This is a genomic window from Deltaproteobacteria bacterium (assembly GCA_030654105.1).
GTDB lineage: Bacteria > Desulfobacterota > SM23-61 > SM23-61 > SM23-61 > JAHJQK01.
Genome location: JAURYC010000356.1, coordinates 1 through 16422, shown reverse-complemented (window position 1 = coordinate 16422; position 16422 = coordinate 1). Strand labels below are relative to the sequence as shown.

Sequence of the window (16422 nt, the reverse complement as noted above, 5' to 3'; positions counted from 1 at the left end):
ATGGGAGGACCATCTTAAGATTTTTGAGGGGGAGTTTTTTCTTCTGGTGGGGTCCCTTCCTTTTTAGGCGTGATGTCAACGGCATCGGGTTCGTGCAGGCCCTTCTTGAAATTGCGGATGGAAAGCCCCAGCCCCCGGCTGATCTCGGGAATCTTCCGCCCCCCGAAAAATAACAAAACGATGGCGAGAATAATTACCAGCTCTGTCAAACCTAAACCAAACACGCAAATCCCTCTATAAAGTCTATATCGTTAAACCCGTTAGATCCATTGCGGCCGTTAGTTCCGTTAATTCGTTGAACGTTCTAAACGATCTAACGGTCTTAACGAATCTACCATATTCCTCCCTGAAAGTCACATACAAATCCATTTCCATTTCTTTCCCAGGGCCACATCATTTAATTTTTTTTGCAAGGGGAAGTGAAGGATGGCCTTCCACCGCCAATAAACGATTTCTCCTGTCTTATTTCATTTCAAGTCCATATGGAGTTTATTTAGGCTGTCTTTTTTATGCTATATTTAAAAAACCTTACCATAAGGGAAGAAGGGTATGGACAACCGGGAAGAAAACCTGCTGAAGAAATCTAAAATCCTGCAAGTCGTTTATCGCCTGGCCCAAAAACGTAAGGAAAAAGTTTATCTGGTGGGAGGAGCTGTCCGCGATCTTCTGCTCCAAAAACCCTCCGGTAAAGATTTTGATTTTGTGACTGCCGGAAAAACCAGGGACCTGGCCAAAGAAGTGGCCGTGGAAGCGGGAGGGCATGTTTTTCCTCTGGATCAATCTTTAGGAACCTGGCGAGTGGTCATCCAAAAAAGAAAGAAGAAAAGCGAATTAGATTTTTCTACGATGCTGGGTCGGGATATTATGGATGACCTTAAGCAAAGAGATTTCACCATCAACTCCATGGCTTTCGCTCTGCAGAACTTCTTCCAAGCGGAGCCTCCCTCCCTGCTTGATCCTATGAATGGCCTTGCTGACCTCCGCCAAAAGGTCCTCCGGGCCAACTCGGAAGAATCTCTGCGCCAGGATCCTTTGAGAATGCTCAGAGCTTTCCGTTTTGCCTCCACCCTCGGTTTACAGCTTGATCCTGAAACCTTACGGTTGATCCAGAAGAACAAAGATCAAATTCTCCACTCGGCCGGAGAAAGGATTCGGAGCGAATTCTTTGCGGCTTTGGCTGAAAACCAGGCTGACCGTTTTCTCCGCGATCTTTACCATTCAGGGCTTCTTGAGAAAATTTTCCCTGAGGTTCAAGCGTGGGAGAACCTGGACCAGGGAGTCTATCATGACTTTCCCCTTCTGGAGCATGCCTTCAGGACGGTCAAGGCGGCGGAGTGGATCTTGGCCCATCTCCAAGATCTTTATCCCGCCGTGGCAATTTCCCTCGAACATTATTTTTCCCAGATGGTCGAAGAAGGGATAACCAGAAAAGCTCTCTTCAAGTTTGCCGCTTTTATCCACGATTCCGGCAAACCAAGTACCCGTAGTTTCGATCCAGATACCCAATCCATCCGGTTCCTCGACCACGATCAGCAAGGCCAGAAGATCAATGCCTTGATCGGCCGGAGAATGAAGCTCAGTAAAAAATCGATTCGCATCCTATCCGAGCTGACCCGCCAACACATGCGGCTCTTGAGTCTGGCCAGAACCAAGGAGGTGACTCCTCGGGCCCAATACCGCTTTTTCCGGGATTTAGGCCAGGAAGGGATAGCGGCAAGCCTCTTGGCCTTGGCCGACAAACTGGCTGCGAAAAAGTTTGACCTCCATTGGCCTCTGGGGGAAGATCTTCCCGATGACTTGGCCAGAATCAAAGAAGTGGCCGAAAAACTTTTACGCTATTATTATGAAGATTTTGCCCTTAAAACCCAGAAACCGTTACTCAACGGAAGGGAGATCATGGAAGCCTTCGGGTTACCCCAGGGTAAAGGAGTAGGAAACTTTTTAGCTAAACTACGAGAAGCGGAGATCGCTGGCCTTGTTCATACCCGGGAGGAGGCTTTAGAATTTTTAAAAAATATTGACAGATCAAGGCTATTTGGTTAATATATAAGTAATCTTTTGGGCAAGCGGGCGTAATTCAGGGGTAGAATGCAAGCTTCCCAAGCTTGACGTCGCCAGTTCGAATCTGGTCGCCCGCTCCAAAGGTAAAGAAAAAAAATTATATCTAAAGAGTCATGACCTACGGTTAGCTAAAAGAGGCGTTTTTCATGAAGTCTGCTTCAAAAAAGTGGGCTCGCGGGCCCATTTTTTTTGCAGAAAAAGGGAAGATTTTAGTGAAATTTGATCAACTTCTTCAAGAGGTGCGCCAGGTTGTCGACCCTATCCTTCAGTCCCAAGGTATGGAGTTGGTCGACCTGGAATATCAGAGGGAATCTCCGGGGTGGGTATTACGGATCTATATCGACCGCGAGGGAGGAATCACCGTGGAAGATTGCACCGAGTTAAGTGGTGAGCTCGGTGCGATCCTGGAGGTCCGGGACCTGATTGCTAACCCGTATACTTTGGAGGTATCCTCCCCCGGCCTCACTCGACCGCTAAAAAAGCCCGAAGATTATAATAAGTATCGAAACCGTCTGGTAAAAATCAAAACGTTTGAACCCATAGAAGGCCAGAAAAATTTCAAGGGCGTCCTCCAAGGCTTGGAGGATGGGAAGGTACACATGCAAGCGGAAGGACGAATCTTGGAGATTCCTCTCCGGGACATCGCCAAGGCCAACCTGGAAATCGAATTTTAGTAAAGGGGATGAAGAAATGATTTCGGACTTAAGTCGCATCATCGACCAGGTGGGGAAGGATAAAGGGATTGACAAAACGATCTTGATTGATGCCTTAGAGCAGGCGTTGCTCGCGGCCGCCAGGAAGAAATATGGTCCCAAGCAGGAGATCGAGGCCAAGTATAACGAAGAGGCCGGAGAGCTTGAACTTTTCCAGTTCAAGACCGTGGTGAAAGACGTAAAAAACCCTCCCGCGGAGATCTCTTTGAAAGAGGCCAAAGAACTGGATGCCGATGTAGAAATTGGGGATAGCCTGGGCACAAAGATTGATATTGCGGAATTTGGGAGGATTGCTGCCCAGACTGCCAAACAGGTGATCATCCAGCGGGTTAAGGATGCTGAGCGCGAGAATATCTTTGAAGATTTCAAAGATCGCAAGGGAGAAGTGATCTCTGGGACCGTCCAGCGTTTCGAGAAAGGGTCGATTATTGTCAACCTTGGACGGGCAGAAGCCGTGATTCCCCAGCAAGAGTTAGTTCCCCGCGAAACCTATAAACCAGGGGATCGCATTCGAGCTTATGTTCTGGATGTGCGCAAGACTCCCAAAGGGCCCCAGATCATCCTTTCCCGCAGCAATCCGAACTTTTTAACCAAGCTCTTCGAACTGGAAGTGCCCGAGGTCTCTGAAGGCATCGTGAAGATCCTCAATGCCGCCCGGGAACCAGGAGGCCGAACAAAAATTGCCGTCTACTCTCAAGATTCCGATGTGGATCCAGTGGGCGCCTGTGTGGGAATGAAAGGATCCAGGGTTCGGGCGGTGGTCCAAGAGCTCCGCGGAGAAAAGATCGACATCATCCCCTGGAGTGATGACTCGGCAAGCTTCGTTTGCAATGCGTTGGCCCCAGCGGAGATTTCCAAGGTGATCATCCACCAAGACGCCAAGTCCATGGAAGTAATTGTCGAAGATGACCAGCTTTCTTTGGCGATCGGCCGGCGGGGGCAAAACGTCAGGTTGGCGGCCAAACTCACCGGCTGGAAGATCGATATCCGCAGCGAACCCAAGGCGGAAAAAGTTGTTCCCGAACTTGATCAAATCGCTTCGCGGGGGATGGATCCGGTAGATCGCGTTGCCGGCGTTGGAGAAAAGACGGCCCAACTACTCAACGCCGCCGGTTACTTAACCGTCGCGGATATTTGTCAGGCCACCCCCGAACAGCTTTCCAAGATCGAGGGCATAGGCTTGAAGAAAGCGGGGAAATTGATCGATGCGGCCAAGGCCCATTTTGATCAAACAGGTGAGAAAAAATGAGGATCCGCAGGGTCATTGAAGGGGGTAAGCAGGGTGACGAAAGTTAGAATTCATGAGTTGGCGAAAGAATTGAAAATGGAGAATAAGGATCTCCTCAAGCTTTTGGAAAAAATGGGGCTACCCGTAAAGACCGTCCATAGCACCCTCGAAGACTCTGATGTTGAACGGGTAAAAAATCAAATCAGCCTCTCTCGTAAAAAAGGGGTGGTTGAGCAACGGATTAAACCCACGATTATCCGCCGAAGGGTTAAGCGTGAAGAGGAGCCTCCATCTGTACCCGAGCCTACCGCCCCAGAGGAAGTAAAACCCCCAACCGTCAAGAAAGCGGTCACCCCCGAAGTTATCAAAAAGGTGGCCGAGCCTCCCGTGAAACCAGTGGAAAAAAAGGTTGGGGAGGAGATCAAAACCCCTGTGGCACACCCGGTACCCAAGGTTACTCCTTTGCCCCCGCCAGGACCGCAAATCCCCCCCATAGAGGAAGCCCAGAAAAGTCCAGCGGCGGTCGAAACCCAACCTAAAGGCAGGCAGGAAGTAACTCCCCAAGAAGTTGAACCGGTGGCTCCTCTCCCCCCCCCGTTAGGGAAACCGGCAATTCCCAAACCACCCGAACCGGTACCGGTTGCCAAGGCGAAAGTCCCTGAAAAGCCTCTTGGAAAAATCAAGAAGAAACCTGAACCGGCTAAAATTATTGAACGACCCACAGTGCCCCCGCCCGCAATAATCCAAGAGTATAGGGAAGTGGGTAAAAAGGGAGCTGCCGCTTTTCCTCCTAAGGCATCGGCTGTTCCCTCTAAACCGCCGATCATTTTACAGCGTCCAACCCCGGCGATCATCAAACCGTCGTTGGAAGAGGAAGAAAGGGGACGGCGCAAGAAAAAATTCAAAAAAGATGTGCAGGTTCTCGAGGAAGGCAAGCCGCAGCGGGTGCGCATCATCACCACAAAAAAGCGGGCTTTCAGGGAGCATGATTTTTTCCGGGATGAACGCGGAACAAGAACTTTTCCTCTCGAAAGAGAGCCGAGGGGTAAAAGTTCTAAGGCGAAAATGCTTAAACCCGAAGTTCCTCTCTCGAAAGCCATCAAGAGAAAAATTCGCATTTCCGAGGTTATTCTCGTCGGGGAGCTGGCCAAGCGCATGGGGATCAAAGCCTCGGAGGTGATCAAAAAACTGATGGAGCTGGGGTTAATGGTGACAATCAACCAGGCGATTGACGCCGATGCCGCTGCCTTGGTGGCCACGGATTTCGGATACGAAGTGGAAAAGACGCGGTTTGAAATTGAAGATCTAATCGGAGAGCAAGGAGAACGCTCTGAGGACCTCCTTCCCCGTCCTCCGGTAGTTACCATCATGGGGCACGTGGATCACGGCAAAACTTCACTACTGGACGCTATCCGCCAGACCAACGTCACAGCCGGGGAAGCCGGGGGAATTACCCAGCATATTGGAGCTTATGAGGTCGACGTGGATCACCGTAAAGTGGTTTTTTTAGACACCCCCGGTCATGAAGCCTTTACGGCTATGCGGGCCCGAGGAGCAAAGGTTACGGACATTGTCGTTCTCGTGGTGGCTGCTGACGACGGCGTGATGACCCAGACGGTTGAAGCCATCAACCATGCGAAAGCCGCCCAAGTTCCTTTAATCGTAGCCATAAATAAGATTGATAAACCCAATGCCAACCCGGAACGGGTCAAGCAGGCCTTAACCGAGTATGGGCTCGTACCCGAAGCCTGGGGCGGACCAACGATTATTGCCGAGATTTCGGCCAAGCAAAAGGTTGGTTTAAAAGAGCTCTTAGAAATGATTCTTCTCCAGGCAGAGGTTTTGGAACTGAAGGCGAATTTCAACCGGCCGTCAACCGGCGTTGTGATTGAAGCCAAGCTGGACAAAGGCCGGGGGCCGGTGGCGACCGTCCTTATCCAAGACGGGACCCTCCACGTAGGGGATGCCTTTGTCGCGGGTATCCATTTCGGGCATGTGCGGGCCATGATCAACGATCACGGCGAGAAGATGGAAAGCGCAGGGCCATCCACCCCGGTGGAGGTCATCGGTTTCCCCAACGTACCCAATGCCGGAGATTCTTTTGTGGTCATCACCGATGAGCGGCGCGCCAAAGAATTGGCTACGCAAAGGTTACAGAAACAACGGGAGGTGGAGCTTTCCAAGACTTCCAAAGTTACCCTGGAAGATTTTTACAAAAGGATGAAAAAGGGCGTGGTCAAAGACTTAAATCTCATCCTGAAGGCCGATGTCCAAGGATCGATCGAAGCTCTGGTTGAAGCCCTGAACCGGTTGAGCACCGAGGCCGTCAAGGTGAATATCCTCCATACCTCCGTAGGGGCCATTAATGAATCAGACTGCATGTTGGCCTCTGCTTCGGAAGCAATCATCTTGGGGTTCACCGTGAAGGTCGAACCCAAAGCCCAAACTCTGGCGGAACAGGAAAAGATTGACCTTCGCCTCTACAACGTCATTTACGATGCCTTAATTGATGTACGCAAGGCCATGGAGGGGCTCCTGGAACCAATTTACGAAGAGCGCTTGATGGGCCGAGCCGAAGTGCGTCAGATCTTCAATGTCTCCCGGGTTGGCGTGGTAGCCGGCAGTTTTGTCTTGGAAGGCAAGATTGTCCGCGGGTCTCATGCTCATTTGGTGCGGAATGGGCAAGTCATTCACGAAGGGAACATCACTTCTTTAAAACGTCTTAAAGATGACTTCAGGGAGGTGACTTCTGGGTTCGAATGCGGAATTACCGTGGGGGATTTTCGCGATTATAATGTCAATGACATCATCGAGTCGTACACGGTCGAAAAGGTGACTGCTCAACTCTAAGAGTTTGGGGAAAGGAAAATGGTACTCGGAGTTTGCCAATTGGAGCTTTTTCTCCACGAGAATTTTTCCCTGAAAGGGAAACGCCAGGTACTCCGCAGCATCGTGCAGCGGGCCAGGAAAAAATTTAATATCTCCATTGCGGAAGTAGAAGACCAAGACCTTTGGCAGAAGGCCGTGTTAGGGATTTGCGCCGTGGGCAACGACCGAAAGTTGGTTAATTCCATTTTGGATCAAGTGGTAAATTTCATCGAAAATACCCAACTTACTGATGTGGCCGACTCCCAGATTGAGATTATAAATTATTAAATGGGTCTATCGGGTCTATTTGGTCGTCTGCAACAACCAAACGCCGAGACAGACCAAAGGACCAGATAGACTAGATAGACCAAAGGACTTAAGGGATATGCTCTATAAGCGCGCCGATCGCGTCGGGGATTTGATCCAGGAAGTGATCAGCGAGATGCTTCTCAGAGACTTGAATGACCCGCGCTTAGAATCCGTAACCATCACCGAGGTGAAAATAACCGACGACCTAAAACTGGCCACGGTCTTTTTCTCCGCCATGGGGAGTCACCCCAAGGAAGAAGAATCCCTCCATGGGTTACAAAGCGCCATGGGATATATCAAGAAAAGGTTGGGGAGGGAGCTGAGGCTGCGATACATTCCGGACTTATCATTTAAGGTGGACCATTCATTTGATTACGGGAGCAAGATTGACCGCCTCATCCAGACTATCAAAGAAGAAAAGGACCGAAACCTTACAGAGGATCGCTGAAGAAGCCAGAAGCGGCCAGCGTTTCTTAATCTCTTCGCACGAAAACCCCGAAGGGGATGCCCTGGGGTCAATTCTGGCACTGGGTTTGGCCTTAAAGGGCTTGGGAAAAGAAGTGCTGGTTTTAAACCAGGATCCCACTCCCGCGATGCTTTCTTTTCTTCCGGGGGCGGAGGAAATCACTCATCAGGCTCCGGCCGATGGAAGGTTTGATGTGGCCTTCGCCCTGGATTGCGGCGACAAGACTCGGCTGGGAGAAGAATTCACCAAGGTGCAGAAGATCCGTAAAGTTATCAACATCGATCACCACATAAGCAACAGCTATTTCGGGGACATCAACTTCGTAGACCCTGCCGCCAGTTCTACGGCCGAGATTATCTTCGACCTACTCCGGATCATACCGGTGGCCATGAGCCCTGCGGTGGCTGAGAATATTTATGCTGGAATTCTCACCGACACTGGTTCTTTCCGTTACTCCAACACCTCGCCGAAGACCTTCACCGTTGCCAGGATGTGCCTCCTGGCAGGGGTAGAGCCATGGAAGGTGGCGGAGAAGGTTTACGAAACCCAACCGCTCCCTCGGCTTCGGCTCCTGCCCTTGGTTTTAAAAACCTTGGAAGTTGCGGAGAATGGACGAGTTAGCTCGGTATTCGTCACGAAGAAAATGATGGAAGAAACCGAGGCTTCGGTGGCCTTGACCGAGGATTTCATCAACTTCCCCCGTTCCTTAAAAGGGGTAGACGTCGCCCTGTTCTTTCGCGAGGTTTCTCCAGTTAAATACCGGGTGAGCCTGCGATCGCGGGGGGGCGTAGATGTGGCCCGGATTGCTGCCGATTTCCAGGGCGGAGGGCATCCCAATGCCGCCGGTTGTACAGTGGAGGGAACCTTACCCGAGGTCAAGGCCAAAGTTCTGGAACGGGTGCAGGCTGCTCTTTGAACGGTGTATTGATCATCGACAAACCGAAAGGCTGGACTTCCCACGACGTGGTGGCCCGGGTGCGTAAAGTGCTCATAATTAAGAAGGCCGGACACGGAGGAACTCTTGACCCACTGGCCACGGGTGTTTTACCGGTTTACTTGAATGAAGGGACCAAACTCGTTCCCTTCAACCTGGAGGGCACGAAAGATTACCTAGCCACCATGAAATTGGGTCAGGAAACCGATACGCTCGACGCCGACGGAAAAGTAGTTGGCGAAAAGCAAGGAGTTTCCTGCACGCGGAAAGAGATCGAGGAAGTCCTGGAACGGTTCCGGGGGCCCATCCGGCAAACTCCCCCGCTCTTTTCGGCAATCAAACAGGGTGGCCTTCCCCTCTACAAACGGGCCCGAGCTGGACAGACGCCCAGTTTGCTGGAAAGGGAAACTATGATCCATACCCTGATCCTGAAAGACGTTTCTCTTCCCTTGGTCACCCTTGAAGTCACTTGTGGCCGGGGGACTTATATCCGCAGCCTATGTGCCGACCTGGGCCGGGCTTTGGGCTGCGGGGCTCACTTAGTGGAACTGAGACGGTACCGATCGGGAAAGTTCCACCTCGATCAAGCCCTGAGTATGGAGGATTTTACCCGGTTGGCTGAACAGGAAAGGGTACAAGAGCGGATCCTTCCTTTAAAGGATGGTGTGGAATTCGCAGGATTCATTACAGTGGAAGAACGAACCGCCGAGATGATCCGGCAGGGGCGACCCCTCCGCCTCAACGACCTTCCGGAGGGCGATTGGGGCTGGCTACAGGAGGGAAGGAGGGTAGGTCTCTTGCATGGCCCGGACAATCTATTGGCCATTGCTGAATCCATGGTGCAGGAAGGGATGGGCCTACCCAAGGATCTGCCGGTTCTGCGTATTCTACGGGTTTTCCACAATTAAAGGATGAGAGAGGGATGGGAATTTAATCCCAACCTAAGAAAGGAGATAGAGGTGCCATTAATACCAGAAAAGAAAAAGGAAATTATCGAGGGTTTTAAGGTCCATCCCACCGACACGGGGTCTCCCGAAGTTCAGATCGCTATCTTGAGCGAGCGAATCACTTATCTGACGGAGCACTTTAAAACGCATATCAAGGACCACCATTCCCGCCGGGGTCTGTTGAAACTGGTTAGCCAGAGGCGGCGCCTTCTCGACTACCTCAAAGTGAAGGATGTGGAGAGGTATCGCAAGGTAATTCAACGGCTGGGAATCCGCAAATAAGTAAGATTCACCAAGCGCTTCTGCAGATTTTTTATCCGCGTTTTTCTCTTTAAGAAAAGACCTCGGAAGGGAAAGAAGCAGCGAAATAAAAAGTTTTACACTAAAAAGAGAGGACAAATAAATGGGAGCAATCGATGAGCGCCTTGAAGTTCGTTATACTATCGGGGACAAAGATTTTGGGTTTGAGACGGGTGCTGTGGCCAGGCAAGCCGACGGGGCAGTGCTGGTCTCCTTCGGAGAAACCATGGTGCTGGTTACAGCCACGGCCTCCAAAATAATACGGGAGGGAATTGATTTCTTCCCTTTAGTGGTGGATTACCAAGAAATGGCTTATGCCGCCGGTAAGATTCCCGGAGGATTCTTCAAGCGCGAGGGACGTCCCAGTGAAAAAGAGATTCTCACTTCCCGACTGATCGATCGCCCCTTGCGCCCCCTCTTTCCCAAGGGTTTTTTCAATGACGTACAGATCATCGCCACGGTGCTTTCGGTGGATCAAGAAAACGATCCGGATGTTTTGGCGATTTGCGGTGCTTCGGCGGCCCTGGAGATTTCTAATATCCCCTTTAAGGGTCCGGTGGCCGCGGTTCGCGTAGGAAGAGTGGGTGGAAATTGGATCTGTAATCCCACCTTGAGCCAGGTCCAGGAAGGCGATGTCAGCTTGGTCGTTGCCGGAAGTCGAGAAGCAGTGGTCATGGTAGAAGGAGGAGGAAACGAACTCTCCGAAGAGGATCTTTTGGAAGCCATCTTCTTTGGCCACCAATCGCTTCAACCCCTTCTTGATCTGCAAGAGGAGCTAAAACAGAAACGGATCCGGCTGGAGAATGAGAAACGGAGAGCGGCCGGAGAACCGATGATGATAACCATAGAGAAAAGGCCGGTTCCGGAGCTTTCTGTCGACCCCGTCCTCGGGCAGCGGGTGCTTTTGGGCGAGGAAGCGCTCCGGCAGAGGATGCGCACTGCGGGGCAAGAAAAAATTAGCCAAGCCTTTGCCATCGCTCGCAAAAAGGCGCGTAACGAACAACTTGAAACTGTCCGCCAGGAGACGCTGACGTCTCTGTTGGAGGAATTTCCTGAAAAGATCCGGGAGATCAAGGATTATTATGAAGCGTTAGAAAAATTTGTTTCCCGCCAGCCGGTCTTCCTGCAGAATCGGCGGATCGATGAGCGGGCCCTCAATGAAGTTCGCCCCATCCATATTGAGATCGGGTGGCTTCCCCGAACCCACGGGTCTGCCAGATTTTCCCGGGGGGAGACCCAGGTTTCGGCCGTGGTCACCTTGGGTTCGGCCGATGATGAGCAGAAGATCGATGCCCTTAGCGGGGAAACTTTTAAATCCTTCATGCTCCATTATAATTTTCCGCCTTTCAGCGTTGGGGAAGTACGCATGTTGCGCGGCCCCAGCCGCAGGGACATCGGCCACGGGGCTCTGGCTGAGCGTTCCATTAGCCGCATCCTTCCCTCCAACGAAAAATTTCCTTATACGATCCGGATTGTTTCTGAGGTATTGGAGTCCAATGGATCCTCTTCCATGGCCACGGTGTGTGGGGCCTCCCTGGCCCTGATGGACGCAGGTGTTCCCATTAAAAACCCAGTAGCCGGAATTGCCATGGGATTGATCAAAGAAGGCGATAAGGTGGCCATCCTCACTGACATCATGGGCGACGAAGACCATTTCGGCGATATGGATTTTAAAGTGGCGGGGACGAAAAACGGCATTACCGGGTTCCAAATGGATATCAAAATCTCGGGCGTGACCCGGGAAATTCTCAGGCAAGCCCTCGCCCAGGCAAAAGAAGGAAGGGAATTTATCCTGGGAAAAATGGCCAACGCCCTGGCCACACCACGGGCTGAGCTTTCGATTTATGCCCCGCGGGTTCTCACCCTAAAAATCAAGCCGGACAAAATCCGCGAAGTCATCGGACCGCAAGGAAAGGTCATCCGGGGAATTCAGGCGGAAACCGGAGTAAAAATTAACATCGAGGATGGGGGTTTAGTCCAGATTTTCTCTGCCGATATGGAATCTGCCAACCAAGCAGCCCAAAAGATCCGGCAATTGACCAAAGAAGCAGAAGTCGGAGAACTCTACTTGGGGAAAGTGACCTCCATTGCCCGCAAACCCGACGGAAAAGAGTTCGGGGCCTTCGTAGAAATCTTTCCCGGAACCGACGGTTTAGTCCATATCTCTCAGCTGGCCAAGGAGAGAGTAAATAACGTCGAAGATGTACTCAAAGAAGGGGATGAAGTCTTGGTAAAGGTCATCGGTATCGATGAGCGGGGCAAGATCAAACTGAGCCGGAAGGAAGCCCTGGGGCATCCCTTACCAGAAAAAAAGAATAGCAATCAGCAAAAACAGCAACCACGCTGAGGGTTGATCGTTGACAGCTGAAAGCTTTTACTAAAAATTATGGTCCAAAAAACTGTTTTACCCAACGGAATTCAGGTGGTCACCGAGGAAATTCCTAGTGTCCATTCGGTTTCTGTCGGGATCTGGGTTGAGGCCGGGTCGCGCGATGAGCGTAGCGAAGAGAATGGAATTTCCCATTTCATCGAGCACATGCTCTTCAAGGGCACCCAGCGCCGGTCGGCGCGGCAGATTGCCAAAGAAATCGATGCGGTGGGGGGAATCCTCAACGCCTTCACCAGCAAAGAATTTTCCAGCTTTTACGCCAAAGTTATGGCCGAGCATCTTCCGGTCGCCTTGGATCTGCTGTTCGACCTTTACCTCAACTCCCTTTTTGCTGCCGAGGAGTTGGAGAAAGAACGCCAGGTCATCGTTCAGGAAATCAACATGGTCGAGGATACTCCGGATGAATACATTCACGACTTATTCAGCCAATCCTTCTGGCCCCACCATCCCCTGGGGCTTCCTATCCTGGGACGGTTGAACACCATCTCCCGAATGGACCGCCGGACGCTCAAGGGTTTTTTCCTTAAGCACTACCTGCAAATTCCGCCCATTATCGTGGCTGCCGGCAAGTTAAAACATGAAGACCTACTCCGGCCTGTACAGGAGGCCCTAAGGAAAATCCGGCCGCGGCCTAAAGAAAGGAAAATCCACCCTCCCCGCCCCCATCCCCAGATTCAGGTGAAAAATAAGCAGTTGGAACAGGTTCATCTGCTGCTGGGGACTCAAGGGTTTTCTGTGGTCCACCCCCGGCGTTACGCTTTCACGATTTTAAATACCATCTTGGGAGGAGGAATGAGTTCCCGGTTGTTCCAGGAGGTGCGGGAAAAAAGGGGCCTGGCCTACTCGGTCTACTCTTTCGCTTCCTCTTTCGTGGACAGCGGCCTGTTGGGGGTCTATGTGGGAACAGGGGATCATACCCTCAATCGGGTATTGCAGGTCATCCTACGGGAGATGAAGAGGTTGGCCGAAAATTCCATCAGGCCCAAAGAGCTTCGTTCGGCCAAAGAACAGCTGAAAGGCAATCTTCTTTTGAGCCTGGAAAGTACGGACAGCCGCATGAGCCGTCTGGCTAAAAACGAAATATTTTTTCATCGCTTTGTCAGTACCGAGGAGATCATCGAAGGTATCGAGAAAGTTTCGGCTGAGGAAATCGGTTCGCTGGCCCAAGAGATTTTTCGGCCGGATTCTTTTTCTCTGACCGTGTTAGGTCCGGTCACCGAAAAAACCATTCCGAAAACCCTTTTGGCCGCCTAAACAAGGAAGGAAATGCTCAAAATAAAGGTCATGAGAGTGCAGGCAAATCAAAACAGGGGAATTTCTCTTCCCCGGTACATGACGGAACATTCCGCGGGGATGGACCTCTTTGCCGGTTTGGAAGAAGAAGTGACTTTGGCCCCCGGCGAGCGTAAACTCATTCCAACGGGTATTGCCCTTGCTATTCCCGCGGGTTACGAAGGACAGGTTCGGCCTCGAAGCGGGCTGGCTTTGAGAAATGGGGTTACGTTGGTGAATACGCCCGGAACGATCGATGCGGACTACCGGGGGGAAGTAGGAGTGCTGCTGATCAATCTGGGCCACCAGCCCTTCCAGGTTAAGCCGGGGGACCGGATCGCTCAGTTGGTCATCGCTCCAGTATGCCGAGCCGTCTTAGAATGGGCCGATGAACTTGATGACACAACCCGGAGCGAAGGAGGTTTTGGACACACGGGGTAGGGTAAATTCTAAACATGAAATCCGCAAGTTCGCATGTAGATTAAAGAAAAATTGCAGATTTCAGATTGAAAAATTCAAAATCTTCAATCTGAAATCTCAAATCTGAAATCATAGAAATTTCGGATTTCGACATTCGAATTTTGGATTTAATTAATTATTATGGCTGAGTCCCTTTTCTTCAACAGAAAGCAGCGTCTATGGGTCGGAGAGGCTCTGGAAATCGCCGAATCCCTGGCCGAAGATTATTTTCAGGTAAGTCTGGAAAATTTGGAACAATTTCCTTATGATCTGCAAACCCTGGCCAACCTGCAAAGTCAGGAGAAGACCCGTAGAGCGTTAGCCCAGATTTGCAAATATGAGTACAGTAAAAGAACGCCGCCATTGAAACGCGGGACCAAAGAGTTTTACAGAATTTGCCTGCAAGACGACAAGATCTTGAATGCGGTCCGGGCGGAACCCTCATCGTTAGCTTTATTAGAACCTTTACTCTTATATGTTGTTACCCATGAGCTCATCCATGTCATCCGGTTCAGCCTGGACCCCCAAAGGTTCTTTCTCCGACCAGAAGAGAAGAGAGTCGAAGAAGAAGGCGTCCACCGCATGACGTATGAACTTTTGAAATCTTTTGAAGATCCCCAAGTCGGGCTGTGGCTTGAGCGGTACCGGCCGTGGTGGGAAAAATGCGGGCTTGATGCGGAGCCGTCAGCCCTTGACAAGTTTTGCCAGCGTGCATAAATTTAATAAAGAATTTCTTTGGACACAGATCAACGCAGATTATCAGGAATGAAACCAAACTACGAAAACCCTTGTGCTAATGGGAAAGGCGTGAAGAACTTTGCGCCTTTTTGGTTTGGGAAAATTTGGAGGTTGTAAGGATGCCCATTTACGAATATAGATGCCATAAGTGCGGGAAAACAACGGAAATCGTGCAAAAATTCTCGGACCAGCCCTTGAGCCGCTGTCCTTCTTGTTCCGGAAAGGTTTCCAAGATTATCTCCAACTGCAGCTTTCAGCTTAAAGGAAGTGGTTGGTACGTAACCGATTATAAGAAGAAGGATTCAGGCTGGAAAGATAACGCCCCAGAATCTAAGAAGAGCGAGACGACCGAGACGCCCAAGAGCGATACACCTTCGAGCAAATCAGAAGAGAAGAAGTCCTAACCCTTTCTTCCTTTGAAATGACGCCAGAGGTAATAGGCAATCCCAACGACGATAAGGCCGCCGATCACCATGTCAAACCGGTGGAAATATACGCCCAGCGTGTCCCAATTCTGACCTAATTTCATCCCGATGTACGCCAGTCCCAGGCACCAGGGAAAAGAACCCAGGAGAGTATAGAGGACAAACCGCTGGAAGTTCATCCTGGCCACTCCGGCCGGGAAAGAGATGAAGGTGCGCACCACGGGGAGAAGGCGGCTGAAAAATATGGCCCAATCCCCGTAGCGGTCGAACCAGCGGTCCGCCAGGTCTAAATCTCGGTGGGAAATGAGGACGTATTTTCCGTAGCGTTCTACCAGCGGCCGACCGCCGTAAAGGCCAAGATAATACGCCGGGATGGATCCAACAACGCAGCCGAAAGCCCCGGCAAGCCCTACCCGATATAATTCAAAATCCCCTCGAAAGACCAAATAGCCAGAAAAGGGCATAATGATCTCCGAGGGAAGGGGAATGCAGGCGCTCTCAATGGCCATCAGTAAGACGACTCCCAGATAGCCCGAAGAGGAAATGACTTCGATGATGAAAGAAGCCAGAACGGCAATCAAGTGAGCAACCATTTTATCCCTTCCAATAAATCCAAAAAATGACAGCCGCCGCAAGAACAAGGCGGTAGCCGGCGAATAGATTCAGGGTATGTCGCCTTAAATATTGCATGAGAAAAGCGATGGCGAGGTAGCCCACGATTCCCGAAGAGATAAAGCCGATGGAAAAAACCGGCCAATCGGTAACCATTCCTGGAGAGAATAGATGCCGAAGCTGGAGGAAAGCAGCTCCGGCGATGGCCGGGGTGGAGAGAAGAAAGGAGAAACGCGTCGCCGCTTCTCTTTGGTAACCCCGAAAAAGGCCTGCGGTGATGGTGATACCTGACCGGGAAACTCCGGGAAGCAGGGCCAGAGCCTGGGCAAAACCGATAATCAAGGAGTCTTTCAGGGTTATTTTATCCAAAGGATGAGCGCGTTGCGCGCGCTTTTCAGCGTAGATCATTAAAAAACTCACGACCGTCAAAGGGAGAACGATTAAGCCGGGGTTACGAAAGCTGGTCTCGATCATATCCTGCAATAAAAAACCAGCGATGGCTGCCGGGATGGTAGAAAGGATAAGGTAGATGATCAACTTCTCCTGAAAATTATCTACTCTGCGCCGCGTGACGATGCTGAGAAATCCCCGGGTTAGGTCCACCCAATCCTTCCAGAAATACCATAGAATGGCCACGAGCGTTCCGGCGTGAAGGGCCACGTCAAAAGTCAGGCTGTCCACCAGAGAATTTTGCCAACCGA

Annotated in this window: 17 protein-coding genes and 1 tRNA gene; 15 read left to right on the top strand and 3 right to left on the bottom strand. The window is 51.0% G+C overall.

Annotated elements, in window-relative coordinates; genetic code table 11:
• Positions 1-14: 14 nt before the first annotated feature.
• Complete coding sequence (locus tag Q7V48_15740) at positions 15-224, bottom strand: twin-arginine translocase TatA/TatE family subunit (protein ID MDO9212174.1); 210 nt, start codon at positions 222-224, stop codon at positions 15-17.
• Positions 225-549: 325 nt separating this feature from the next.
• Here Q7V48_15740 and Q7V48_15735 point away from each other — a divergent pair, with 325 nt between their 5' ends.
• From Q7V48_15735 to Q7V48_15665, 15 genes are all read left to right on the top strand, one after another.
• Positions 550-2043 (top strand): HD domain-containing protein, encoded by a 1494-nt coding sequence (locus Q7V48_15735; protein ID MDO9212173.1) that lies wholly within the window; start codon positions 550-552, stop codon positions 2041-2043.
• A 23-nt stretch (positions 2044-2066) separates the two neighbouring features.
• Positions 2067-2141 (top strand) — tRNA-Gly (locus tag Q7V48_15730).
• A gap of 132 nt (positions 2142-2273) precedes the next feature.
• A complete protein-coding gene (gene rimP, locus Q7V48_15725; GenBank protein MDO9212172.1) occupies positions 2274-2735 on the top strand; it encodes a ribosome maturation factor RimP in 462 nt (153 codons plus the stop codon).
• 16 nt (positions 2736-2751) lie between these two features.
• Complete coding sequence (nusA, locus tag Q7V48_15720) at positions 2752-4023, top strand: transcription termination factor NusA (protein MDO9212171.1); 1272 nt, start codon at positions 2752-2754, stop codon at positions 4021-4023.
• Positions 4024-4056: 33 nt separating this feature from the next.
• On the top strand, positions 4057-6852 hold the full coding sequence (gene infB, locus Q7V48_15715) for a translation initiation factor IF-2 (GenBank protein ID MDO9212170.1): 2796 nt from the start codon (positions 4057-4059) through the stop codon (positions 6850-6852).
• Positions 6853-6870: 18 nt separating this feature from the next.
• Complete coding sequence (locus tag Q7V48_15710) at positions 6871-7158, top strand: DUF503 domain-containing protein (GenBank protein MDO9212169.1); 288 nt, start codon at positions 6871-6873, stop codon at positions 7156-7158.
• Positions 7159-7255: 97 nt separating this feature from the next.
• Positions 7256-7627, top strand: a complete 372-nt coding sequence (gene rbfA, locus Q7V48_15705) for a 30S ribosome-binding factor RbfA (protein ID MDO9212168.1) — start codon at positions 7256-7258, stop codon at positions 7625-7627.
• Complete coding sequence (locus Q7V48_15700; GenBank protein ID MDO9212167.1) at positions 7566-8561, top strand: bifunctional oligoribonuclease/PAP phosphatase NrnA; 996 nt, start codon at positions 7566-7568, stop codon at positions 8559-8561. Before rbfA ends, Q7V48_15700 begins: the two co-directional genes overlap by 62 nt.
• Positions 8558-9487, top strand: coding sequence for a tRNA pseudouridine(55) synthase TruB (truB, locus tag Q7V48_15695; GenBank protein MDO9212166.1), 930 nt, complete (start codon positions 8558-8560; stop codon positions 9485-9487). The genes Q7V48_15700 and truB overlap by 4 nt, the downstream gene beginning before the upstream one ends.
• Before the next feature lie 51 nt (positions 9488-9538).
• Entirely contained in the window at positions 9539-9808 is a 270-nt protein-coding gene (gene rpsO / locus Q7V48_15690) for a 30S ribosomal protein S15 (GenBank protein ID MDO9212165.1), read from the top strand.
• Between the two features lie 121 nt (positions 9809-9929).
• Entirely contained in the window at positions 9930-12173 is a 2244-nt protein-coding gene (gene pnp / locus Q7V48_15685; protein ID MDO9212164.1) for a polyribonucleotide nucleotidyltransferase, read from the top strand.
• Positions 12174-12212: 39 nt separating this feature from the next.
• Positions 12213-13469, top strand: coding sequence for a pitrilysin family protein (locus Q7V48_15680; GenBank protein ID MDO9212163.1), 1257 nt, complete (start codon positions 12213-12215; stop codon positions 13467-13469).
• A 12-nt stretch (positions 13470-13481) separates the two neighbouring features.
• The gene (dut, locus tag Q7V48_15675) at positions 13482-13928 is read left to right on the top strand and encodes a dUTP diphosphatase (protein MDO9212162.1); all 447 of its coding nucleotides are present in this window, start codon (positions 13482-13484) and stop codon (positions 13926-13928) included.
• A gap of 159 nt (positions 13929-14087) precedes the next feature.
• Entirely contained in the window at positions 14088-14663 is a 576-nt protein-coding gene (locus Q7V48_15670) for a hypothetical protein (GenBank protein ID MDO9212161.1), read from the top strand.
• Positions 14664-14803: 140 nt separating this feature from the next.
• The gene (locus Q7V48_15665; protein MDO9212160.1) at positions 14804-15088 is read left to right on the top strand and encodes a zinc ribbon domain-containing protein; all 285 of its coding nucleotides are present in this window, start codon (positions 14804-14806) and stop codon (positions 15086-15088) included.
• On the opposite strand, the gene Q7V48_15660 is transcribed toward Q7V48_15665, so the two are convergent.
• Positions 15085-15702, bottom strand: a complete 618-nt coding sequence (locus Q7V48_15660) for a DedA family protein (GenBank protein ID MDO9212159.1) — start codon at positions 15700-15702, stop codon at positions 15085-15087. The two genes, Q7V48_15665 and Q7V48_15660, sit on opposite strands and share 4 nt — an antisense overlap.
• 1 nt (position 15703) lies before the next feature.
• Positions 15704-16422, bottom strand: a 719-nt coding sequence (locus Q7V48_15655) for an undecaprenyl-diphosphate phosphatase (GenBank protein ID MDO9212158.1), incomplete at its 5' end; no start/stop codon positions are given.

What these genes read in the sequence shown, in the direction of transcription:
- Q7V48_15735 (MDO9212173.1), top strand. Translation starts at nt 550, where the DNA reads ATGGACAACCGGGAAGAAAACCTGCTGAAGAAATCTAAAATCCTGCAA.
- nusA (MDO9212171.1), top strand. Translation starts at nt 2,752, where the DNA reads ATGATTTCGGACTTAAGTCGCATCATCGACCAGGTGGGGAAGGATAAA.
- Q7V48_15710 (MDO9212169.1), top strand. Translation starts at nt 6,871, where the DNA reads ATGGTACTCGGAGTTTGCCAATTGGAGCTTTTTCTCCACGAGAATTTT.
- rbfA (MDO9212168.1), top strand. Translation starts at nt 7,256, where the DNA reads ATGCTCTATAAGCGCGCCGATCGCGTCGGGGATTTGATCCAGGAAGTG.
- pnp (MDO9212164.1), top strand. Translation starts at nt 9,930, where the DNA reads ATGGGAGCAATCGATGAGCGCCTTGAAGTTCGTTATACTATCGGGGAC.
- Q7V48_15680 (MDO9212163.1), top strand. Translation starts at nt 12,213, where the DNA reads ATGGTCCAAAAAACTGTTTTACCCAACGGAATTCAGGTGGTCACCGAG.
- dut (MDO9212162.1), top strand. Translation starts at nt 13,482, where the DNA reads ATGCTCAAAATAAAGGTCATGAGAGTGCAGGCAAATCAAAACAGGGGA.
- Q7V48_15670 (MDO9212161.1), top strand. Translation starts at nt 14,088, where the DNA reads ATGGCTGAGTCCCTTTTCTTCAACAGAAAGCAGCGTCTATGGGTCGGA.
- Q7V48_15665 (MDO9212160.1), top strand. Translation starts at nt 14,804, where the DNA reads ATGCCCATTTACGAATATAGATGCCATAAGTGCGGGAAAACAACGGAA.
- Q7V48_15660 (MDO9212159.1), bottom strand. Translation starts at nt 15,702, where the DNA reads ATGGTTGCTCACTTGATTGCCGTTCTGGCTTCTTTCATCATCGAAGTC.